Source organism: Bradyrhizobium amphicarpaeae, assembly GCF_002266435.3.
Taxonomy (GTDB): Bacteria; Pseudomonadota; Alphaproteobacteria; order Rhizobiales; family Xanthobacteraceae; genus Bradyrhizobium; species Bradyrhizobium amphicarpaeae.
This window is the reverse complement of record NZ_CP029426.2, coordinates 1,771,886-1,793,647: the sequence shown is the minus strand read 5'-3', so window position 1 is coordinate 1,793,647 and position 21,762 is coordinate 1,771,886. Positions and strand designations below refer to the sequence as shown.

General features: G+C 64.3%; 23 protein-coding genes. 8 read left to right on the top strand and 15 right to left on the bottom strand.

Annotated elements, in window-relative coordinates; genetic code table 11:
• Nucleotides 1–99: 99 nt before the first annotated feature.
• Nucleotides 100–900 carry a hypothetical protein gene (locus tag CIT40_RS08525; protein ID WP_162307408.1) on the top strand — a complete coding sequence of 267 codons (801 nt, stop codon included), beginning with the start codon at nucleotides 100–102 and terminating at the stop codon, nucleotides 898–900.
• 162 nt (nucleotides 901–1,062) lie between these two features.
• Nucleotides 1,063–1,416, top strand: coding sequence for a hypothetical protein (locus CIT40_RS08520; RefSeq protein WP_094892712.1), 354 nt, complete (start codon nucleotides 1,063–1,065; stop codon nucleotides 1,414–1,416).
• Nucleotides 1,417–1,615: 199 nt separating this feature from the next.
• Here CIT40_RS08520 and CIT40_RS08515 read toward each other — a convergent pair whose 3' ends face one another.
• Together CIT40_RS08515 and htpX are read right to left on the bottom strand one after the other, a co-directional pair.
• Nucleotides 1,616–2,257: a tetratricopeptide repeat protein gene (locus CIT40_RS08515; RefSeq protein WP_094892713.1), complete on the bottom strand. Its 642-nt coding sequence runs from the start codon at nucleotides 2,255–2,257 to the stop codon at nucleotides 1,616–1,618.
• A 134-nt stretch (nucleotides 2,258–2,391) separates the two neighbouring features.
• Nucleotides 2,392–3,324 (bottom strand): zinc metalloprotease HtpX, encoded by a 933-nt coding sequence (htpX, locus tag CIT40_RS08510; protein WP_094892714.1) that lies wholly within the window; start codon nucleotides 3,322–3,324, stop codon nucleotides 2,392–2,394.
• Nucleotides 3,325–3,508: 184 nt separating this feature from the next.
• Here htpX and CIT40_RS08505 point away from each other — a divergent pair, with 184 nt between their 5' ends.
• The 3 genes from CIT40_RS08505 to CIT40_RS08495 all read left to right on the top strand — a co-directional run bounded on the left by CIT40_RS08505 (nucleotide 3,509) and on the right by CIT40_RS08495 (nucleotide 6,696).
• Nucleotides 3,509–4,810, top strand: coding sequence for a lytic murein transglycosylase (locus CIT40_RS08505; protein WP_094892715.1), 1,302 nt, complete (start codon nucleotides 3,509–3,511; stop codon nucleotides 4,808–4,810).
• 109 nt (nucleotides 4,811–4,919) lie between these two features.
• The gene (locus CIT40_RS08500; RefSeq protein WP_094892716.1) at nucleotides 4,920–5,423 is read left to right on the top strand and encodes a DUF1993 domain-containing protein; all 504 of its coding nucleotides are present in this window, start codon (nucleotides 4,920–4,922) and stop codon (nucleotides 5,421–5,423) included.
• A gap of 172 nt (nucleotides 5,424–5,595) precedes the next feature.
• Nucleotides 5,596–6,696, top strand: a complete 1,101-nt coding sequence (locus tag CIT40_RS08495) for an alkene reductase (protein WP_094892717.1) — start codon at nucleotides 5,596–5,598, stop codon at nucleotides 6,694–6,696.
• 186 nt (nucleotides 6,697–6,882) lie between these two features.
• On the opposite strand, the gene CIT40_RS08490 is transcribed toward CIT40_RS08495, so the two are convergent.
• The 7 genes from CIT40_RS08490 to glpD form a co-directional block, all read right to left on the bottom strand.
• Complete coding sequence (locus CIT40_RS08490; protein ID WP_162307834.1) at nucleotides 6,883–8,625, bottom strand: ABC transporter substrate-binding protein; 1,743 nt, start codon at nucleotides 8,623–8,625, stop codon at nucleotides 6,883–6,885.
• Nucleotides 8,626–8,754: 129 nt separating this feature from the next.
• The gene (locus CIT40_RS08485) at nucleotides 8,755–9,087 is read right to left on the bottom strand and encodes a DUF2160 domain-containing protein (protein WP_094892719.1); all 333 of its coding nucleotides are present in this window, start codon (nucleotides 9,085–9,087) and stop codon (nucleotides 8,755–8,757) included.
• Nucleotides 9,088–9,154: 67 nt separating this feature from the next.
• Complete coding sequence (locus CIT40_RS08480; protein ID WP_018454979.1) at nucleotides 9,155–9,961, bottom strand: carbohydrate ABC transporter permease; 807 nt, start codon at nucleotides 9,959–9,961, stop codon at nucleotides 9,155–9,157.
• Nucleotides 9,961–10,863 carry a carbohydrate ABC transporter permease gene (locus CIT40_RS08475; RefSeq protein WP_094892720.1) on the bottom strand — a complete coding sequence of 301 codons (903 nt, stop codon included), beginning with the start codon at nucleotides 10,861–10,863 and terminating at the stop codon, nucleotides 9,961–9,963. The genes CIT40_RS08480 and CIT40_RS08475 overlap by 1 nt, the downstream gene beginning before the upstream one ends.
• Nucleotides 10,863–11,948, bottom strand: a complete 1,086-nt coding sequence (locus tag CIT40_RS08470) for an ABC transporter ATP-binding protein (protein WP_094892721.1) — start codon at nucleotides 11,946–11,948, stop codon at nucleotides 10,863–10,865. Before CIT40_RS08470 ends, CIT40_RS08475 begins: the two co-directional genes overlap by 1 nt.
• 12 nt (nucleotides 11,949–11,960) lie before the next feature.
• Nucleotides 11,961–13,037: an ABC transporter ATP-binding protein gene (locus CIT40_RS08465; protein ID WP_094892722.1), complete on the bottom strand. Its 1,077-nt coding sequence runs from the start codon at nucleotides 13,035–13,037 to the stop codon at nucleotides 11,961–11,963.
• Nucleotides 13,034–14,584, bottom strand: coding sequence for a glycerol-3-phosphate dehydrogenase (glpD, locus tag CIT40_RS08460; RefSeq protein WP_094892723.1), 1,551 nt, complete (start codon nucleotides 14,582–14,584; stop codon nucleotides 13,034–13,036). The genes CIT40_RS08465 and glpD overlap by 4 nt, the downstream gene beginning before the upstream one ends.
• Before the next feature lie 291 nt (nucleotides 14,585–14,875).
• Here glpD and CIT40_RS08455 point away from each other — a divergent pair, with 291 nt between their 5' ends.
• Together CIT40_RS08455 and CIT40_RS08450 are read left to right on the top strand one after the other, a co-directional pair.
• Nucleotides 14,876–15,127 carry a type II toxin-antitoxin system Phd/YefM family antitoxin gene (locus CIT40_RS08455; protein ID WP_094892800.1) on the top strand — a complete coding sequence of 84 codons (252 nt, stop codon included), beginning with the start codon at nucleotides 14,876–14,878 and terminating at the stop codon, nucleotides 15,125–15,127.
• Nucleotides 15,127–15,543, top strand: a complete 417-nt coding sequence (locus CIT40_RS08450; protein ID WP_094892724.1) for a type II toxin-antitoxin system VapC family toxin — start codon at nucleotides 15,127–15,129, stop codon at nucleotides 15,541–15,543. Before CIT40_RS08455 ends, CIT40_RS08450 begins: the two co-directional genes overlap by 1 nt.
• Before the next feature lie 4 nt (nucleotides 15,544–15,547).
• Here CIT40_RS08450 and CIT40_RS08445 read toward each other — a convergent pair whose 3' ends face one another.
• Together CIT40_RS08445 and CIT40_RS08440 are read right to left on the bottom strand one after the other, a co-directional pair.
• Nucleotides 15,548–16,384 (bottom strand): DeoR/GlpR family DNA-binding transcription regulator, encoded by an 837-nt coding sequence (locus CIT40_RS08445; RefSeq protein WP_094892725.1) that lies wholly within the window; start codon nucleotides 16,382–16,384, stop codon nucleotides 15,548–15,550.
• 119 nt (nucleotides 16,385–16,503) lie between these two features.
• Complete coding sequence (locus CIT40_RS08440; RefSeq protein WP_094892726.1) at nucleotides 16,504–17,190, bottom strand: HAD family hydrolase; 687 nt, start codon at nucleotides 17,188–17,190, stop codon at nucleotides 16,504–16,506.
• Nucleotides 17,191–17,342: 152 nt separating this feature from the next.
• Here CIT40_RS08440 and CIT40_RS08435 point away from each other — a divergent pair, with 152 nt between their 5' ends.
• Nucleotides 17,343–17,795, top strand: coding sequence for a nuclear transport factor 2 family protein (locus CIT40_RS08435; RefSeq protein WP_094892801.1), 453 nt, complete (start codon nucleotides 17,343–17,345; stop codon nucleotides 17,793–17,795).
• A gap of 115 nt (nucleotides 17,796–17,910) precedes the next feature.
• On the opposite strand, the gene CIT40_RS08430 is transcribed toward CIT40_RS08435, so the two are convergent.
• The 4 genes from CIT40_RS08430 to CIT40_RS08415 all read right to left on the bottom strand — a co-directional run bounded on the left by CIT40_RS08430 (nucleotide 17,911) and on the right by CIT40_RS08415 (nucleotide 21,761).
• Nucleotides 17,911–18,102 carry a hypothetical protein gene (locus CIT40_RS08430; RefSeq protein ID WP_015688044.1) on the bottom strand — a complete coding sequence of 64 codons (192 nt, stop codon included), beginning with the start codon at nucleotides 18,100–18,102 and terminating at the stop codon, nucleotides 17,911–17,913.
• Between the two features lie 222 nt (nucleotides 18,103–18,324).
• Nucleotides 18,325–18,756, bottom strand: a complete 432-nt coding sequence (locus CIT40_RS08425) for an acyl-CoA thioesterase (RefSeq protein WP_094892802.1) — start codon at nucleotides 18,754–18,756, stop codon at nucleotides 18,325–18,327.
• 80 nt (nucleotides 18,757–18,836) lie between these two features.
• On the bottom strand, nucleotides 18,837–19,589 hold the full coding sequence (locus tag CIT40_RS08420; protein WP_094892727.1) for a fatty acid desaturase CarF family protein: 753 nt from the start codon (nucleotides 19,587–19,589) through the stop codon (nucleotides 18,837–18,839).
• 57 nt (nucleotides 19,590–19,646) lie between these two features.
• Nucleotides 19,647–21,761, bottom strand: a complete 2,115-nt coding sequence (locus CIT40_RS08415) for a 3-hydroxyacyl-CoA dehydrogenase NAD-binding domain-containing protein (RefSeq protein WP_162307407.1) — start codon at nucleotides 21,759–21,761, stop codon at nucleotides 19,647–19,649.
• Nucleotide 21,762: the final 1 nt, after the last annotated feature.

Here is a 21,762-nt window from a genome sequence, read left to right as displayed (position 1 = left end):
AAGCACGCCTCAACATCGGCGCCTTAGTCTTGCCCCACTCACTTTTCGCAAACGGCGGTGGCCTATTCTGCCGGGCGAAGTGACATCAGGGGGTTCATCATGCGCATTGCGTTGCTGCTGACCGCAACCATTGTCGGCGCGCTCTTCGCCGGTCCGTCCCGTGCCGAAACGCTCGATGCCGCCGCAGCGCAGCCGCTGCCGCCCGGCTTCCAGAGCTATCGCGGCTACATGTTCGACCTCACGGAGAATTCCGACCGTAAGGACGTCGACAAGCTCACCGACAATCTGAAGAGCCAGATCGACGCGGTCGAGGCGGCCGGCCTGTCGCCGCGCGTGCTGCGCTTCTTCCGCACCGTGCCGATCATCGCGAGCGAGCTCGCCTGCCTCGACGAAGGCGCCGCCACCGCCTGCTACGGCCGCGTCGCCCCCAACGTCGAACGCCGCGTACCGCGGACGCTGACGGTGTGGGACCACGACAAGCAGCGCTGGACCAATCCGAACGCCGTCGACCTCGCGGTCGATTCGGGCCTCGGCGTGATCATGCTGCGGCCGGACATGATGCGGTACGAAAAGGAGGCCGTGCTGCTGCACGAGCTCCTGCACGCCTATCATGCGCGCCTGTTGCCGGACGGTTACGCCAACAAGGGCGTGATCGCCTATTACGCCTTGGCCAAGTCCAAGGATCTGCTGCCCAAGGAATCCTATGCATTGAAGAATCCCATGGAATTCTTTGCGGTAACCGCCAGCATCTTCCTGGCCGGCAAGAGCGAATTCCACGACCCGAAGTCGCGCGAGACGCTCAAGGAGAAGATGCCGGACTATTACAAATATCTCGTCGGCGTGTTCGGCTTCGACCCGGAGCCGGCGGCCGCAAACGGTCCGGTCGCCTCGCTGAAGTGAGGCGTCCCACGGCAACATCAGAAAAGCCGCGCAACTTGCGCGGCTTTTTTGGTTTTGCAGGCCGGAAGCTGCGGATGACGCCTCGGCGGGAATTGCCAAGGCGGGGCCCGATCTGCATAGTCCCGCCCGCATCGATACCGTTTTTCGAAGAGGTAGAACAACATGGCGGACGCCGACCTGGATGTCGTGATCCGGCAACTGGCCAGACAGCTGCATACGGGCCTGATGACCCGCGCCAAGGAGCGGCGGGATCGCTTCAACGGCCTGGCGGCCAAGGCCAAGGGCAAGGAGACCAGTGACCGCTTCAAGATGATGGCCAAGGCCACCATGGAGCAGGCCACCGCCGCCGCCAAGCGCCTGCAGATGTCCGCCGACAACGTCGCCGACAGCTATGCGCGATCAATGCGGCTCGCCGCCAGCACCCCGCTTGCGGTGAAGGTCCAGAAGGCCAAGGCGGAGAAGCCTGCGAAGAAGGCCGCGAAGGCGAAGAAGGCCAAAGCCAAGAAGGCGAAGTAGGACGGACTTCCTTTTATCTCCCTCGCGGGAGAAGGTGGCGCCAAGCGCCGGATGAGGGGTCTCTTTCCGCGACGACAGTATCGCAGGGTGGGCAAAGCGCAGCGTGCCCACGCGTCTGTCGCCGAATGCAGAGATCGTGGGCACGGCGCTAGTGCGCCTTTGCCCACCCTACGATTTCGGGATTCGTGGAGAGACAATCTCACCTTCGCGGCGCCGACACCTGCGTCGGCTCGGCGCTGGCGAGTTCGGCGAGCCTGGCGCGCGCGGCTTCGCGGGTGTGGCCGTCCTTGCCCGCCGGCAGCGCCAGCGCCGCCGAGAAATCGGCGCGTGCGTCGTCGGCCTGGCCACGGGCGAGGAACGCAAGGCCACGGTCGAGGCGGGCCTGCGCATCGGAGGGGTCGAGGCGGACCGCCGTGTTGTAGCTCAGGATGGCGCGATCGAGATCGCCGGTGGCGGCAAGCGCGAGACCGCGCTGGTGATAGGGCGCGGCAAGCTTGGGATCATGCGCGATCGCCTCGTCGTAATCCTCGATGGCGAGCTCCAGATCGCCGTTCTGACGGCGCGCGAGCGCGCGGTCGCGATAGAGCGAGGCGCGGTTGGGATTGAGGTGAATGGCCTCGTCGAAATCGGCGACTGCCCGCTTGAAGTCGCCATGGCGTAGCGCGATCCGTCCGCGCCCCTCATAGGCAAAGGCGATCAGCGCGCCGCGCAGCGGCGAGAAGCCGATCACGGCCGAGCAGATGTCGGGATCGTCCTCGTCGCCGCAATTGACGACCGTGTGCGTGGACAGGCCGACAAGCACGCACAGGACGATCAGCAATGGTACGGCAGCTCTGGTCATCTTCGACGGTGGCCGGCAGCGGGCCGGTCACGCATCCCCTTTCGAAGGAAGTGTCTCGCCCGGGTGTTAACACCGGCTCCGACTATCCTGTGTGCGCCAGGTCACAAAGCCGGCTGCAAATTGCAGGTTCCGGTTCAGCCCCAGGGCCCACGCGAGGACGAGCGACCCCATGGGCTGCGCGGCGGGTAGTTCTCGTTGGCACCGAGCGACGGCGCCACCTGCGCGCCGAGCTTGGCCGAGAGTTGCTGAAGCGCCGCGACGCGGTTCTGCGTCGAGGGATGAGTGGCGAACAGATTGTCGACGCCATGGCCCGACAGCGGATTGATGATGAACATGTGCGCGGTCGCAGGGTTTCGCTCGGCCTCGACATTCGGCAGCTGATGCGCGGCTCCCTCGATCTTGACCAGCGCAGAGGCCAGCCACATCGGTTGTCCCACGATGCGCGCACCGAGATCGTCGGCGGCATATTCGCGGGTACGGCTGATTGCCATCTGCACCAGCATGGCGCCGAGCGGGGCGAGGATCATCATCAGGATCGAGCCGACGATGCCCGGGCCGTTGTTGTTGCCGCGGTGACCGAAGAACATGCCGAATTGCGCCAGCATCGAGATCGCGCCGGCGATGGTCGCAGTGATCGTCATCAGCAGCGTGTCGTGATTCTTGATATGGGCGAGCTCGTGCGCGATCACGCCGGCGAGCTCCTCGCGGCTGAGCTGGCGCATCAGGCCGGTGGTGACGGCGACCGCGGCATTTTGCGGATTGCGGCCGGTCGCGAACGCGTTGGGCTGCACCTCGTCCATCAGGAACACGCGCGGCATCGGCAAGCTTGCCCGCCCCGCAAGTTCCGCGACCAGCCCGACCAGCTCCGGCGCGGTCGAACGATCGACCTCATGGGCGCCGTACATCGAGAGCACCATGCGGTCGGAGTTCCAGTAGGCGAAGAGATTGGTCGCCGCGGCAATGACAAGCGCGATCATGGCGCCGGAGGCGCCGCCGATCAGATAGCCGACGCCCATGAACAGGGCGGTGAGGCCTGCGAGCAGCATTGCGGTACGAAGATAGTTCATGGCCCTCTCCTGGGCCGGCCACGGCCGCTGGAAGCGCCTGCGGGCCGGCAAACATCAGGTGGGGATGACCCGGGCCGGGGCGCAAGGTTTCAAGGTGCGTCGCGGAGCCGCGGCACTGGTTTGCTTACCGCGCTTCCATTAAGCTTCGTCCAGAATCCAAGCGTCCCTCCCCGCCGGAAACTCCATGCTCCAGACCCGACTCGCGATCGCGGCCGTTGCTTTCGCTGCGTTCTGCTTTCCCGCCTCCGCCCAGCTCCAGCCGCCACCCGCAAGGCCTGTTATGCCCAAGGCAACCGCGCCTTCGTCCCGCGCGGCGTCGTGCCACAATGGCGCGAGCTTCGATCGCTTCCTTGCCGACGTGAAGCAACAGGCCGTGGCGGCCGGCGTGTCGCAGCGGACGATCGCGCAAGCCTCGCCCTACCTCGTCTACGACCAGGGCATCGTCAACCGCGACCGCGGCCAGCGCGTGTTCGGCCAGCTCTTCACCGAATTTGCCGGTCGCATGGCGGCGCCCTATCGCATGCAGAACGGCCAGCAACACATCAAGCAATACGCCGCCGCATTCGCGCGCGCGGAAAAGGAATATGGCGTGCCGCCGGCGGTGATCGCCGCGTTCTGGGGGCTGGAGAGCGACTTCGGCGCCAACATGGGCAATCTGCCGACGCTGAAATCGCTGGTGTCGCTGGCCTATGACTGCCGCCGCTCCGAGATGTTCGTGAACGAGACCATCGCCGCGCTGAAGATCATCGACCGCGGCGATCTGCATCCTGACGAGATGATCGGCTCCTGGGCCGGCGAGCTTGGGCAGACCCAGTTCCTGCCCGTGCATTACGTCAACTACGCCGTCGATTATGACGGCGACGGACGGCGCGACCTGTTGCGCTCGGGCGCCGACGTGATCGGCTCGACCGCGAACTACATCGCCAACGGCTTGAAGTGGCGGCGTGGCGAGCCGTGGCTGGAAGAGATCAAGGTGCCGCAAAACCTGCCGTGGGAGAAGACCGATCTCACGGTGCGAGAGCCGCGCTCGACATGGGCGCAGTTAGGGGTGACATATCCCGACGGCCGTCCCTTGCCGAACGACAATCTCGCGGCCTCCGTGCTGCTGCCGATGGGGCGCTTTGGCCCGGCCTTTATGGCCTATGCAAACTTCGCGGCCTACACCGAGTGGAATAATTCGCTGATCTATTCGACCACAGCGGGCTATCTCGCCTCGCGCATTGCGGGCGCTGCCCCCATGCGCAAACCCGCCCAACCGGTATCGCAGCTGCCGTTCAACGAGCTCAAGGAATTGCAGCAACTGCTCGTGCGTGCGGGCTTCAATGTCGGCAAGGTCGATGGCGTGCTGGGCCAGCAGAGCCGCGCCGCCGTCAAGGCGATGCAGATCAAGCATGGCTTGCCGGCCGATTCCTGGCCGACCGCGGAGCTGCTGGCGCGCATGCGCGGCGGCACGGCGCAGACGCAGCCGGCGGGAACGATGAGGTAGAATTTTCGCACTGCACAAGCAGCTCCCCGCGATTGTAATTTTCCATGAGGCTCCCATGTGAGTGGCTCAGGTTTTCTCCTGAGATTTCCCATTCATAAGCGAGCATCACATGTCCTTCTACGACGCCGTCGTCCCTGCTTATCTGCAAATGCTGAACAGCGTAACCGGGCTGCTCACCAAAGCTGAAGCGCACTGCGCGGCCAAAAAGATCGATCCCAGCGTATTGCTCGGCTCCCGCCTGTTTCCGGACATGCTGCCGCTGTCGAGGCAGATCCAGCTGGTCGGCGATTTCGCCGCCAAGGGCTGCGCCCGGCTGACCCATAGCGAAGTGCCCGCGACGCCCGACACCGAGACCAGCTTTGCGGAATTGAAGCAGCGGCTGGCGAAGACCATCGACTATGTGAAGTCGTTCAAGCCCGAGCAGTTCGAGGGCGCCGAGACCAAGGACGTCACCTTCCCGGCCGGCCCCGACAAGTCCATCACCATGAAGGGGCAGCAATTCCTGAGCGCTTTCTCGCTGCCGAACTTCTATTTCCATGCCACGACCGCGCACGGCATTTTGCGCCACAACGGCGTCGAGATCGGCAAGCGCGATTTCATGGGCGCGAACTGATTTGCATGGCCGAGGCAGTCGCAATCCACTGCCGTGGCCAAAATCGCACATGAATTATGCTACGCGGGCCCCACCGCGTAGCTCGCCTGCACTTTCCGAATGGCTCTTCCCTTGCGCTGATTGACGCAATGCACAAGTGTTCCGGACCTCTCACCGCCTGGAAGCACCCCAAATGAGCCGCCCGACCAAATTGTTTGAAACCTACAAGCTCGGCCCGATCACGCTGGCCAACCGCCTGGTGATGGCGCCGCTGACACGCAACCGCGCCGTACCCGGCACGTTCGTGCCCGGCGCGCTCGCGGCTGACTATTACGCCCAGCGCGCCTCCGCAGGCCTCCTGATCACCGAAGCGAGCCAGGTCTCGCAGCAGGGCCAGGGCTACCAGGACACCCCCGGCATCTACACCAAGGACCAGGTCGCCGGCTGGCGCAAGGTCACCGACAAGGTCCATGAGCGCGGCGGCAAAATCTTCATCCAGCTCTGGCATGTCGGCCGCATCTCGCATGTCGATCTCCAGGCCAATGGCGCAGCCCCGGTGGCGCCAAGCGCGATCCGCGCCAAGGGCAAGACGTTCGTGAACGGCGGCTTCGCCGACGTCTCCGAGCCCCGCGCGCTCGAGCTCTCGGAAATTCCCGGAATCATCGACGATTTCAGGCGCGCCACGAAGAACGCGCTGGAGGCCGGCTTCGACGGCGTCGAGATCCACGGCGCCAACGGCTATCTGCTCGAGCAGTTCGCCAAGGATGGCACCAACAAGCGCACCGACGCCTATGGCGGCGGAATCGAGAACCGCGCGAAGCTGATGCTGGAAGTCTCCAAGGCCGTCGTGGCCGAGGCCGGCGCCGACCGCACCGGTATCCGCATCTCGCCGGTGACGCCGGCCAACGACATCTCGGACTCGAACCCGCAAGCCTTGTACGACCATATCGTCGATGGCCTCAGCGCGCTCAAGCTGGTCTATCTCCACGTCGTCGAAGGCGCCACCGGCGGCCCGCGCGATATCGCCCCGTTCGACTATGCCGGCCTGCGCAAGCGCTTCTCCGGCGCCTATGTCGCCAACAACGGTTACGATTTCGATCTTGCGACCAAGGTGCTTGACGCCAATGCAGCCGATCTCATCGCCTTCGGCAAGCCGTTCATCTCCAACCCCGACCTCGTCGAGCGGCTGAAGCAAGGCGCGGCGCTGAACGACTGGGACAAGAACACCTTCTACGGCGGCGGCGCGAAGGGCTATACGGATTACCCGACGCTGGCGGCCGAGCCGGCGGAGTAGGGCTCTGCTCTCTCAGCTGTCATTGCGAGGAGCTCTTGCGACGAAGCAATCCAGACTGCCATCGCCGAAAGATTCTGGATTGCTTCGCTTCGCTCGCAATGACGGTATGGCGGGCAGCGTGGCTCTCCGAAAACAGAAAGGCCGGGATCGCTCCCGGCCTTTCGCATTTGGCAACGCTCGACGCGCTTACTTCGCTTCCGCCCGCTTCGGGGGCTGGGCCGGCCACGACTTGATCAGGGTGTCGTAGTCGACCGTCTCGCCCTTCGGCTTCTCGTTGGCGAGCTTGCGCTGCGGGGCGATGGTGCCGTCCTTCTGGGCCTTGGCGTACCAGTACTCGGCCGACTCCTTCTTGTGCAGCTTCGGACCGCAGGCCCCCTGCACGCCGGACTTCTCCAGACGCTCCATCACGGAGTCCTGGGCGGCTGCGAGCGAGTCCATCGCGGCCTGCGGCGTCTTCGCACCGGACGACGCATCGCCGATGTTCTGCCACCACAGCTGGGCCAGCTTCGGATAGTCGGGCACGTTGTTGCCGGTCGGGGTCCACTGCACGCGCGCGGGCGAGCGGTAGAACTCGATCAGGCCGCCGAGCTTCGGCGCACGCTCGGTGAACGACTTGTCCCAGATGTCGGATTCACGAATGAACGTGAGACCGACATGGCTCTTCTTCAAGCTGACCGTCTTGGAGACGATGAACTGGAGATAGAGCCAGGCTGCCTTGCGGCGATCCGCCGGGGTCGACTTCAAGAGCGTCACGGAGCCGGCGTCCTGGTAACCGAGCTTCATGCCTTCCTTCCAGTACGCGCCGTGCGGCGACGGAGCCATACGCCATTTCGGCGTACCGTCCGCGTTCATCACGGCGATGCCCGGCTTCACCATGTCGGCGGTGAAGGCGGTGTACCAGAACATCTGCTGGGCGATGTTGCCCTGCGCGGGCACCGGACCGGACTCGGAGAAGGTCATCCCCTGGGCCTGCGGCGGAGCATATTTCTTCATCCACTCGAGGTACTTGGTGATCGAGTAGACCGCGGCCGGACCGTTGGTGTCGCCGCCGCGCTCGATCGACGAGCCGACCGGACGGCAGCCTTCCATGCGGATGCCCCATTCGTCGACCGGCAGACCGTTCGGAATGCCCTTGTCGCCGTTGCCGGCCATCGACAGCCAGGCGTCGGTGAAGCGCCATCCGAGCGAGGGATCCTTCTTGCCATAATCCATATGGCCGTAGACCTTGACGCCGTTGATCTCCTTGATGTCGTTGGTGAAGAACTCGGCGATATCCTCATAGGCCGACCAGTTCACGGGAACACCGAGCTCGTAGCCATACTTGGCCTTGAACTTGGCTTTGTAGTCCGGGTTGGTGAACCAGTCGTAGCGGAACCAATAGAGGTTCGCGAACTGCTGGTCGGGCAGCTGATAGAGCTTGCCGTCCGGTGCGGTGCCGAACGACTTGCCGATGAAGTCGTTGACGTCGAGCATGGGGTCGGTGACGTCCTTGCCCTCGCCGGTCATGTAGTCCGACAGCGCGATGGTCTGGCCGTAGCGGAAATGCGTGCCGATCAGATCGCTATCGTTGATCCAGCCGTCGTAGACGTTCTTGCCGGACTGCATCTGGGTCTGCAGCTTCTCGACGACGTCACCTTCCTGGATGATGTCGTGCTTGAGCTTGATGCCGGTGAGTTCGGAGAACGCCTTGGCCAGCGTCTGCGATTCGTATTCGTGGGTGGTGATGGTCTCGGAGACGACGTTGATCTCCATGCCCTTGAACGGTTCGGCCGCCTTCGCGAACCACTCCAGCTCCTTCTTCTGGTCATCCTTCGACAGCGTCGAGGGCTGGAATTCCGCAATCCACTTCTGGATCGCGGCGTCGTCGGCGGCGCGGACCGGCGCCGAGACGGCGAACGACACCGCAACGAGCGCGGCGACGCTGGTCATGGTCAGAAAGCTATTCTTGGTCAATGGACGTTCCCTTCTCCTAAACTGTCGCATGTTGTTCCTCCGTTGAGCGACAAACTTTTATACAGACCCGGATCGCCCCCGGATCTGGCCGTCCCTTCGCGAGCGTCAGACCGTGCGGAAAATGAGCACGGCCGTGGCCAGCGAAATTCCTGATGCGAGCCAGAGGCGCGAGATCTCGACGCCATCCTCGCCGCCGATCGGCAGCGTTGCGATCGCATCCGTGCCGATGAAGGCAATCCACAGCAGATGGATGACTGCGGCTGTCACGAGAGAGATGAACAGGCGGTCACCGCGCGTCGTCGGGATGCGCAGGACACCGACCCGCTCGGCCTCTGGATAGACCGCGGCAAGATAGGTCATGACCGCGAGCGTGCAGCCGAGCGCGGCGAAAAAGATCGCCGTCGGCAACGTCCAGGCCATCCATGCGATGGAGTCCATAAGCTCTACTCCTTGCTCATGATCTGGTCCGAAAACCGGTTTCCACTTTTCGGGATCATGAGCGCTCCTACACGCGACCGAGCGCGAAACCGCTCGCGATGTAATTGCGGACGAACCAGATCACGAGCGCGCCCGGAATGATGGTGAGCACGCCGGCGGCGGCGAGCAGGCCCCAATCCATGCCGGCCGCCGACACCGTGCGCGTCATGATCGCGGCGATCGGCTTGGCCGACACCGAGGTCAGCGTGCGCGCGAGCAGCAGCTCGACCCACGAGAACATGAAGCAGAAGAAGGCGGCGACGCCGATGCCGCTTGCGATCAGCGGCACCAGGATCTTGATGAAGAAGCGCGGGAAGGAATAGCCGTCGAGGAAGGCGGTCTCGTCGATCTCGCGCGGTACACCGGAGACGAAACCTTCGAGGATCCAGACCGCTAGGGGCACGTTGAAGATGCAATGCGCGAGCGCCACCGCCCAGGGCGTATCGAATAGGCCGATCGCCGAATAGAGGTTGAAGAACGGCAGCGCATAGACCGCCGCCGGCGCCATGCGGTTCGACAGCAGCCAGAAGAACAGGTGCTTGTCGCCGAGGAAGCGGTAGCGCGAGAACGCGTAGGCCGCCGGCAGCGCGACCGAGATCGAGATGATGGTGTTGAGAACGACGTATTCGAGCGAATTGATGTAGCCGGAATACCAGCTTTCGTCGGTGAAGATGCGCTTGTAATGCTGCAGCGTCGGCGCATGCGGCCACAGGGTCATCGTCGAGACGATCTCGGCGTTGGTCTTGAAGCTCATGTTGACGAGCCAGTAGATCGGCAGCAGCAGGAAGATCAGGAACAGCGCCATGATGAGGCGGCGGCCGGGAATCGAGTGCATCACACGGCTCCTTCCTGCTGTTTCCGCTCGGAGCCCGCATTGGTCATGACGGTGTAGAAGATCCAGCAGACGATCAGGATGATGAGGTTATAGACCAGCGAGAGCGCAGCCGCCTTGCCGAGGTCGAACTGGCCGAGCGCGATCTTGACCAGTTCGATCGACACGAAGGTGGTCGAGTTGCCGGGGCCGCCGCCGGTGACGACGAACGGCTCGGTGTAGATCATGAACGAGTCCATGAAGCGCAGCAGCACGGCGATCAGCAGCACACGGTTCATCTTCGGCAGCTGGATCGCCTTGAACACGGCCCAGCGCGAAGCGCCGTCAATTTGGGCCGCCTGGTAATAGGCTTCGGGGATCGACTTCAGGCCGGCGTAGCAGAGCAGTGCGACGAGGCTGGTCCAGTGCCAGACGTCCATCACGATGACGGTGACCCAGGCATCGATGTCGTTGGAGACGTAATTGTAATCGAGACCGATGTGGTTGAGGACGTAGCCCATCAGACCGATATCGGGCCGGCCAAAGATCTGCCAGATCGTGCCGACCACGTTCCACGGTATCAGCAGCGGCAGCGCGAGGATCACGAGGCTGGCCGCGACCGTCCAGCCCTGGCGCGGCATCGACAGTGCGACGACGATGCCGAGCGGCACCTCGATGGCGAGGATCACCAGCGAGAAAAACAGGTTGCGCCCGAGCGAAGCGAGGAAACGGCCGCCGAGGTCGGTCGAGGGATCGAGCAACTCCTTGAACCAGCCGACACCGTTCCAGAAGAACTGGTTGTTGCCGAAGGTGTCCTGCATCGAATAGTTCACCACCGTCATCAGCGGCAGCACCGCCGAGAAAGCGACGACCAGGAACACCGGCAGCACCAGGAACCAGGCTTTTTGGTTGACGGTCTTGTCCATCAGGCGGCTCCCTCCACCAGAAGGCTGTCGGCGTAGACGTGGACATGGGACGAATCAAACTTCAGTCCGGCCATGCCGTCGGATGGCGTGAAGCCAGCAGGCGCGCGCGCGGCCAATCTGGCCTCACCGACGCGGACCCGCGCGAAGCGGATGCGGCCGAGATCGTCGACACGCTCGATCTTCGACGTGAGCAGGCCGGGCGTCGGCGTGACGGCGTCGACGAATTCGGGACGCACGCCGATTTCGATCTTCGCACCGGCCGGAAGGTTGTCATAGCTGCGGTTGAGCGCGATGACGTGGCCGTCGATGCGCGCCTCGCGTCCCCTCACCTCCGCCGGCAGGATGTTCATACCGGGCGAGCCGATGAAGTAGCCGACGAAGGTGTGCGCGGGCTTGTCGAACAGCTCCGCCGGGGTGCCGCTTTGCACCACGCGGCCGTCATGCATGACGACGACGGTGTCGGCGAAGGTCAGCGCCTCGGTCTGGTCGTGGGTGACGTAGATCATCGTGAGATCGAGCTCGCGATGCAGCGCCTTCAGCTTCGAGCGCAGCTGCCATTTCAGCTCGGGATCAATCACGGTCAGCGGCTCGTCGAACAGCACGGCGGCGACGTCGGAGCGGACGAGACCACGGCCGAGCGAGATCTTCTGCTTAGCGTCGGCCGTGAGCCGCGTCGCCTTGCGGTTCAGATAGGGTTCGAGGTCGAGCAGGCGGCCGATCTCGGCAACGCGCTTGTCGATCTCGGCCTTCGGCACGCCGCGGTTCTTCAGCGGAAACGCCAAATTCTGCCCTACCGTCATGGTGTCGTAGATCACCGGAAACTGGAACACCTGGGCGATGTTGCGCTTCTGGGTTGACAGCGGTGTGATGTCCTCGCCGTCGAACAGGATTTTCCCCCGCGACGGCGTGATGATGCCGGAGATGACGTTGAGCAGCGTGGTCTTGCCGCAACCGGACGGGCCGAGCAGCGCATAGGCGCCGCCCTGCCGCCAGGTCATGGTCACCGGCTTCAGCGCAAAGCTGTCCTGCGGCGCATCATTGCCGCCGTAGGAGTGCGCGAGATCGACGAGGTCAATGCGGGCCATGGCGCATCTCCCTCAAGAGCCGGGCGCGGCGACCAGGCGGTCGGCCGCGTCGAACACGAAGACATCATTGGGATCGAGCACGGCGTCGAGCGTCTGGCCCGGCTCGAACTCGTGCACGCCGTGCAGCACCGCCACCCAGTTCGATCCGTCGCGGGTCAGATGCACGAAACTCTCCGAACCGGTGATCTCGGTCACCGTGACCGTGGCGTGGAAGGCGTGCCGGTCGGCCTCGCCATTGGCAAGCGCGAGCTGATGCGCCCGGAAGCCGACGCGATAGGCGCCGTCGGCCAGCGACGAATAGAGGCCGGAGGCCGGCGAAGCGGCGCCCCCGGCATATTGAACCGAGCCGTTCTTTTTCTCGATGCCGACGAGGTTGAGTGGCGGATCGGAGAACACCTGTGCGACGCGTAGCGTCTGCGGCCGGCGATAGACATTCGCGGTCCCGCCGATCTGGAGCGCCTGGCCTTCCCACATGCACACTGTGTTGCCGCCGAGCAGCAGCGCCTCGGTCGGCTCGGTGGTGGCATAGACGAAGATCGCGCCCGAGGCCTCGAAGATGCGCGGCAGCTCGGCGCGCAGCTCCTCGCGCAGCTTGTAATCGAGATTGGCGAGCGGCTCGTCGAGCAGCACGAGATCGGCTCCCTTGACCAGCGCCCGCGCGATCGCGGTACGTTGCTGCTGGCCGCCGGAGAGCTGGAGCGGCGTACGCTTCAGGAACGGCTCGAGCCGCAGCAGCTTGGCGGCCTCGCCCACGCGCGCTTCGATTTCGGCGCGCGGCTTGCCCTGCACGCGCAGGGGCGAGGCGATGTTCTCGTAGACGGTGAGCGAGGGGTAGTTGATGAACTGCTGATAGACCATCGCAACCGAGCGCTTCCGCACGTCGGCGCCGGTGACGTCCTTGCCGTTGACCAGAACCTTACCACTGGTCGGCTTGTCGAGGCCGGCGAGCAGTCGCATGATCGAGGTCTTGCCCGACAGCGTCGGCCCAAGCAGCACGTTGAGCGTGCCGCTCTCGAGCGTCAGCGAGACGTCGCGGATGTGTTCGACCCCCTCGACGGTCCGGGTCACGTGATCGAGTGTCACGGTCATGAGCGTCCTCCCGCTTCCAGCAGGGGACTTTGCGGCACAGCGTGGGTTGCAATCCAGTCGTCAAGTGCAGCGATCTCATCGGCAGATAGTCGCAGGCCGAGCTTGGAACGGCGCCAGACGACGTCCTCGGCGGTCACGGCCCATTCATTGGCCATGAGGTAGCGGACCTCGCGTTCGGTCAACGTCGCACCAAAGGCCTGGCCGAGATCGGCCGACGATTTGGCGTCGCCGAGCAGCTTGATGGCCTTGGTGCCATAGGCGCGCGCGAGCCGCCTGGCGTGCTCGTGGCTGAGGAAGGGATAGCCGCGCTGCAGCTCGGCGATCAGGCCGTCGATGTCGGACACATTCATGTCGCCGCCGGGCAGCGGCCATTTGCCCGTCCAGCCCTCCCGCGCTTTTGCGCTGCGAAGATAGGGCGCGAGCCGCTCCAGCGCCTCCTCGGCGAGCCGGCGATAGGTGGTGATCTTGCCGCCATAGATCGACAGCAGAGGCACGCCGCCGGGCGTGTCGAGCTCGAACACGTAGTCCCGCGTCGCGGCCTTGGCTTCGCTGGCGCCGTCGTCATAGAGCGGGCGCACACCGGAATAGGTCCAGACCACGTCGTCCGGCGTCACGGGCTTCGCCAGATATTCGCTCGCCGCGGTGCAGAGATACTGGACCTCCTCCGGCGTCGCCTTCACCTTGGCGGGATCGCCGTCATAGTCGCGATCCGTGGTGCCGATCAGCGTGAAGTCGTCCTGGTACGGGATCACGAAAATGATGCGGCCGTCGGCGTTCTGGAACATGTAGGCGCGGTCGTGGTCGTAGAGCTTCCTGACCACGATGTGCGAGCCCTGCACCAGGCGCACCTTGGCTTTCGCGTTGACGCCGGCGCCGCGGCCGAGCACGTCCTCGACCCAGGGGCCGCCGGCATTGACCAGAGCCTTTGCCTGGATCTGCGACCGCTCACCCGTCAGCGTGTTGACCATGCTCACGGTCCAGAGACCGCCGGACTGCTTGATATCCGTTGCGCGGGTGCGGGTGCGGATCTCGGCACCCTTGTCGGCGGCATCGCGCGCATTGAGCACGACGAGGCGGGCGTCGTCGACGAAGCAGTCGGAATATTCGAAGGCGCGGGAGTAGCGATTCGGGATCAGCGGCTTGCCGACCTCGTCACGCCGGAGATCGACCGAGCGGGTCGCCGGCAACAGATGGCGGCCGCCGATGTGGTCATAGAGGAAGAGGCCGAGACGCAGCAGCCAAGCGGGGCGCAGGCCAGAGTGATGCGGCAATACGAAACGCAGGGGGCGGATGATGTGGGGCGCGATGCCCCAGAGGATCTCGCGCTCGATCAGCGCCTCGCGAACCAGGCGAAACTCGTAATATTCGAGATAGCGCAGGCCGCCATGGACCAGCTTGGTCGACCAGGACGATGTCCCGCTCGCCAAATCGTTCATTTCGCACAGGAAAACCGTGTTGCCGCGGCCCACCGCGTCGCGCGCGATGCCGCAGCCATTAACACCGCCTCCAATGATGGCGAGGTCGAAAATACGCTCCAACAGACGCATCCCCCGGCGACCGCCCGTTCCGTCGGGCGGTTACTTTCGTTTCTCATTAGATCACACCGGAAAACGAAAGCAAGATGAAAGAGAGGCGAAAGAAAGTGAAAGGAGAGCTTATTCAACGCCAATGGGACGGAGAAATCGGCAGAAGCCCGGGCGATTTGGAGGCAAATGGCCCGGTTGAGCGGCAGGGCGAGGCGGCCTTGCGACAACAACAAAGCGCACCACTTGAATGTAGCAATGTATCTACATATAGTTTGACGGGTAAAGCCTGCCGTGGCGATAAGGACGCTGACGATGGTCACCACCTTGACCAGCCGAGAATTCAACCAGGATACGAGCGGCGCCAAGAAGGCGGCCTCGGAGGGGCCGGTCTTCATCACGGATCGCGGCCGCCCGGCCCATGTCCTGCTGACGATCGAGGACTATTTGCGGCTAAGCGGCGGCCACATGAGCCTTGCCGAAGCCTTGGCGCAGGCGAACGCGGATTTTGATTTCGATCCGCCTCGGCTCACCGGCGGAATCTCCAGGCCCGCCGATCTCGACTGATGTTTCTGCTGGACACCAATGTCATTTCCGAACTGAGGCGGCCGGACAGGGCTGATCGCAATGTCCTCGCCTGGGCCAACGCTGTGCCCGCGGCCAATTTTTTCATGTCCGCCATTTCAATTCTTGAAATTGAACTTGGCGCGCGTCTGATCGAGCGCAAAGACGCGGTGCAGGGCGCCATCCTGCGCGCCTGGATCGACGATCACATTCTGGCCCGCTTCGAAGGGCGGATCCTGGCGATCGATATTGCGGTGGCGCAGCGGTGTGCGCAACTTCACGTCCCCAATCCACGGGCTGAACGCGACGCCCTCATTGCAGCAACCGCGCTTGTTCATGGCCTGACGGTTGTTACGCGCAATGTCGGGGATTTCGAACCAACTGGTGTGACGCTGATCAACCCGTGGAGCGCTCGATAAGACCCTAACGCAGCCGTACCACCGGCGAGGCTTCCTGCACCTCGGCCTGGACGTCATCGACATCTCCCGCCCCCTTCGGCATCGCCGCCATCACCTCGATGCCCTTGCTGTGGCAGATCGTGGCGAGGCGCTCGGGCAGCTCCTGGTCGGTGACGAAGGTCTGGATCTGGGTCATGTGCGCGATGCGCACCGGCGCGCTGCGGCGGAGTTTTGTGGAATCGGCAACCAGCATCACGCTGCGGGCATTGGCGATGATGGCCTGCGCGACCTGCACCTCGCGATAATCGAAGTCGAGCAGCGCGCCCTCCTCGTCGATCGCGGACGCGCCGATGATGGCGTAGTCGACCTTGAACTGGCCGATCAGCTGCGTCGCGGTCGAGCCGACCACGGCGCCGTCGGCACGCCGCACCGTGCCGCCGGCGACGACGACCTCGATGCGGGGATGGCGGTAGAGCAGCATCGCGACGTTGAGATTGTTGGTGATGACGAGGAGGTCCTCGTGCGAGGTCAGCGCGCTCGCGACCTCCTCGGTCGTGGTGCCGATGTTGATGAACAGCGAGCAGCCGTTCGGGATCAGCGATGCAGCGGCAGCTCCAATCGCCTTCTTCTCGTCGGCGGCGACGAAGCGCCTCGCCTCATAAGCGAGGTTTTCGACGCCGGAGGCGATGATGGCGCCGCCATGGATGCGGGTCAGCGACCTCCGCTCGCAGAGATCATTGAGATCCTTGCGGATGGTCTGCGCCGAGACTTCGAAGCGGCGCGCGAGCTCCTCGACCATGACGCGGCCAGAGGCCCGCGCGATGTTGAGGATTTCGGCTTGGCGATGGGTCAGTCCGGTCACGGCAAAGGCCTCAAATCAGGAAGCCGCATGGTGCGGCGGTTCTCGCCTTCGGTCAATGCACGCTGCGATCACGGTTAGCCATGCGGCCGCTCACCACGCCATCTCCTACCAAGCCATTCTCACCACGACATGGCGCTCGCGAGACGCGCGAGCAGCTGCGGATCGTCGAAGGCGCCGGCGGATGCGATGGCGCCGGCTGCAACCAGGTCAGCATGGCTGAGGCTGGTCCGGACGCCGATGGTCGGAATGCCGGCCGCCGTGGCCGATTGGACGCCGGTGCGGGAGTCCTCGAATGCGATCGAGGCCTCCGGCCTGGCGCCGACGAAGCGCAGCCCTTCCTGATAGGGCAGCGGATGCGGCTTGCCGTGCGGCAGTTCGGCACCGATCACGAGCGCCTTGAAACGATGCGTGATGCCGAGGCCGGAAAGCAGCAACTCGGCATTGAGGCGCGGCGCGTTGGTCACCGCCACCATGGGAATGCCGGCAGCGTCCGCACGGTCGAGCAGCGCCATCAGGCCCGGCAGCGGCTCGATCTGCCCGGCCACGAGTTCGCGGAAGACTTCCTCCTTCTCGTCGAGGATCGAGGCGCGCCGCTCCGGCGCCTCGTCCGGCAGAAAGCGCTCGCCGATCGCGATATTGGCGAAACCTTGCAGCTCTCTGGAGAAGCGCGCGTGATCGAAGATGTGGCCGCGAGGGCCGAGAACCTGGTTGAAGGCCTTCAAGTGCAGCGGGTCGGTGTCGGCCAGCGTGCCGTCGATGTCGAACAGCAGGGCCCTGCCCGTCGCTTCCGTTGCGGCTTCGATCATGTCCGTACTTTCCCAAATCCGCGGCGCATTGATGCGTGAGACGTATCAATAAGGCTTCGAGCGCGCAATGACGTCATGCTGACGACGAAGTGACACTCGACAAAGCCGCGCGCGGCTGCAACACTTCCCGCAAGATCAAAAAGGAGGAAACGATGACGATCAACCGACGCGATCTGGCTCTCTCGACTCTTGCCGTCTCCGCGCTTGCGCTCACGACACCGGCGCTCGCCGCATCAGTGGACGAGGACACCGTGACCAAGAAGGTCGAAGCCTTCCGCCTCGCCCAGATTGCGGCCGATCCGAAGGCGCTCGGCGCACTGTGCTGGGACGATCTCAGCTACAGCCACTCCAGCGGCAAGGTCGAGGACAAGGCGACCTTCATCGCCAACGCCACCGACGGCAAGTCGAAATTCCTGTCGATCGACTACAAGGACCCCACCATCAAGGTCGTCGGTCCCGCTGCGATCGTGCGCTTCCACTGGATGGCCGAGCAGGAGATGGCGGCGGATGGGAAGAAAGTGCCGACCAACCTTCACATTCTGATGAACTGGCAGAAGCAGGGCGACGAATGGAAGCTGCTGTCGCGGGCCGCGACGAAGTTGTGATCAACGTCATTCCGGTACGCGCCGAAAGGCGCGGGCCCGGAATCCATTGGTCGGCAATTTCTGCAGCGTGATAGATTCCGGATTCGCGCTGCGCGCTCCGGAACGATAGCGGAAGCTATGCGGCTTCCCTCACATCGCCGTTAACCAACTTGCGTGCGGCCCGCTCGGCCTCACGGGCGTTGCGGAAGAGTTGGCCTTCGAGGCGATTGAACTGGTGGGACGAGGCGAAGAAGCAGTAGCCGCCCTGGCCGCGAACGACGATACCCGCGGTCTGTGAATTGACTTCGATTATGTAGCTGTCCGGCATGGCCCGTGGATTCCTCAATGCGGGCAAACAACCGGATCTCTGCCCAAAAGTTCCTCAGGCAAATCAGCCGGCTCTTACCCCGAATCGACGTGCAATTGAGTACGCGGGGAGCCCATCCGTTTTATGACCGGTTGCTGGCGAAGCCGCGACGCGATGACCTGGTCGCGCCACGTTTGGCCGCGCCGCACATCTTCGTGAGATAGGGCAGAGCGCCGCGCGCGGTTAGGTCGCGATCGGCGGATCGTCTCGACGGATCGTTTGCGGACGCCCCTCGTCGTCGATCGAGACATAGGTAAAATTTCCGTCGGTCACCAGGATCGGCTGAAGCTCCCTGCGGCGCAGCGCCCAGGCTTCGAGATGCACGGTCATCGAGGTGCGGCCGACGCGCACGAGATTGGCATAGACGGAAACGAGATCGCCGACATAGACCGCCTTGCGGAAATTCATCGCCTCGATCGCGACCGTCACGGTGCGCGACTTCGCGACCTTCGACGCAAACACGCCGCCGCCGACGTCCATCTGGCTGAGCAGCCAGCCGCCGAAGATGTCGCCGTTGGCGTTGGTATCGGCGGGCATCGCCAGCGTGCGGATACAGAGATCGCCGCCGGGCCCGGTGCCGGAGCTGATAGGGGTGTGGACGTGCGTGTCGGTCATGTGGTCGATCTCCCGCGGCTCTCCGCTCTGGATACAAAGCCGCGGCGCCTTGCGCAACATCGGCACGAGACAGGCATGCGCTATCTCATCGGCCGCCGCGAGGCGACGAAGATTCCGGTATCGTTCAGCTTGCGTTGCCACTCCGCATCGTCGGCCCGGGGCACGCGTCCGGTCGTCGCCGTTACCAGCCGTTCCAGCCTGCTCCACAGCCGGAGACGATCGCACGGATAATTGGCCCATCCATTGATGACACAATAACGGATGGTGTGGTCACGGTGATGACACCAATGATGCTCGGGTGAGCAGACCAGATGCAGCCGTTGCGCCATGCGCAGGAGCAGCGGGCGGACCTGCCAGTGCGCGAGATTGTGAAAGCTCATGCCAAACAGCATGCAGGTCGCGATCACGAACCACACGACCATCAGCGCATAGGTGAGTGCGGAAACCGGAAACAACGCCGTGACGGTGGCCGCGCCCCCGACCACCACCGCGCTCGGCGCCGCACCGAGAGACGCCTGATCGAGGAATCCGTAGAGCAGCACGTGACCGGGATGGGTGTGATGCTCCCGCGTGATTGCGATGCCGCGCCCAAGCATCCCCTCGTCGAGCCAAGTGTCGACCACCCAATGCACCAGCCCCGAGAAAAGGTCAGCGAGGAAATATCCGGCCAGGAGTGCCACGATCAACCACGGCCAGCGCAATCCCACCGCCGGATAATTTCCGACGAGATAGCCGACGCAACAAAGGATCACGACGACATCGGCCCCGCAGCACAGCCGGGTGATGATGATCTCGCGCAGGGTGGCTTGCTGGAAGAACGGGATCGTCGGCATCGGCGATACTCCCACAGGCTCCACCACCCATGATAGCATCTTTTAACCGGCGGCCCCCTATTGCAAACTGTCCCAGCCCGCATCCGGCGCGAAACGTCCGCCGAATCGCTCGGCGAGCCCGCGCAACGTGGACACGACATTCTCCACGCCGCGCGTGCGCGCATAGTTCAGCGGTCCGCCGCGGAACGGTGCATAGCCGGTACCGAAGATCATGGCGCCGTCGACCGCATCGGGATCGTCGACGATGCCCTCGCGTAGGCAGGCGACGCAGACATTGGACATCGGCAGCATCAGGCGGTCGATCATCTGGTCGGTGACGCGCGGACCGGTGTCGGGGAGTGGCGCCTTCTCGGCCTTGCCGTCCTTCCAGGTATAGAAGCCCTTGCCGGTCTTGCGGCCAAGCTCGCCCTTGGCGACTTTTTCGCGCAACCATGCGGGGGTGGGCGGCAGGAGGTCACCGAACTTGGTGCGCAGCATGTCGCCGACGTCGAGGCAGATGTCGAGCCCGACCTGGTCAGCGAGTTCGATCGGCCCCATCGGCATGCCGAACTGCTCGGCCGCGGCGTCGATCAGGCGCTGGTCGGTCTTCTCGTCCAGCATCACCATGGCTTCGAGCATGTACGGCGTCAGCGCCCGGTTGACGAGGAAGCCCGGCGAGCTCTTCACGGAGAGCGGCAGACGATCGATCGCGCCGACGAAAGCCAGCGCCTCCCTCAGCACCTGTGGGTCGTTGCCGTCGTGACTGACGACCTCGACCAATTGCAGCCGCGACACCGGATTGAAGAAATGCAGGCCGACCAGCCGCTCGGGCCGCGCCAGCGCGGTGCGCAGATCCTGAAGCGGAATGCTCGACGTGTTGGTAGCGAGAATCGCGGCCGGCTTCATCCGCGGCTCGAGCCCGGCGTAGACCTTCTGCTTCAGCTCGAGCTTCTCAGGGACTGCCTCGATGATGAGATCGGCATTGCGGACGCCCTCTCCGTCCATGTCCGGGATCAGCCGATCAAGCGCGTCGCGCACCTCTGTCGGCTTGCGGATGATCTTGCCGTAGAGTTCGGCGGCGCGCTTGACGGCGCCCGCGATCGGCTCGGCCTTCATGTCGGCGAGCGAGACGCGCAGCCCCTGCCCGGCGACCCAAGCCGCGATGTCGCCGCCCATGGCGCCGGCGCCGATGACATGGACGTGCTTGATGGTGTTACCGCTGCCTGCCGCCTTCTTCATCTGCTCGCGCAGGAAGAAGACCCGGATCAGGTTCTGGGCGGTCGGCGTCACCATCAGCCTGGCGAACGAGGCCTGCTCGGCCTTCAGCATCGCGGCCTTGTTGCCGCCATGGGCCTCCCAGAGGTCGATCAGCGCGTAAGGCGCGGGATAGTGTTCGCGGGGCGCCGCCTTCGCCGCCTCCGACCGCATGCGCTTGGCCAGGAGACCGCGCACAAAGCCGAAATTCGCCGCACGCGTGAGAAGACCGGGCTTGGCCCGCTTCAGCCGGCCGAACAGTGCGTCCTTCACCGCGCCCCGGACATGACGCTCCTGCGTCACGGTATCGACGAGACCGAGCGCCTTGGCGCGGCGCGCATCGATGGTGCGGCCGGTCAGCATCAACGCCATCGACTGGGTGGGATTGACCAGCGCGGTGAAACGCGCGGTGCCGCCGAGGCCGGGATGCAGACCCAGCATCACCTCCGGGAAGCCGAAGCGCGCCCCATCGATCGCGATGCGCGACTGGCAGGCGAGCGCAACCTCGAGGCCGCCGCCGAGGCAGAAGCCGTGGATCACGGCGACCGTCGGCAGCTTCAAGGCTTCGAGATGATCCACCACCGCATGCGCGGCGCGGATGCGCATCTCGACCATCCCGGGATCGCCGGCGATCCCGGGATCGCTGGCACCACGGAATTCGTTGACGTCGGCGCCGGCGATGAAGCCGGACGGTTTGGCGGAGCGGATCACGAGGCCGGCGGGACGCTCGGTCTCGATCACCGCGAGCACGGCATCGAACTCCTCCATCACGTCCGAGGACAGCGTGTTGGCGCTGGCGTCCGCGCGGTCGAACAGCAGCCAGGCCACGCCGTCCTCATCGCGCGTCAGCTTGAAGTGCCTGTAGGGACTGTCCGTCGCCGGCTTGGGTCCGAGCTCCAGCACGCGGTCGCCCAGCGCGGTCATGATCTTCGAATCCATG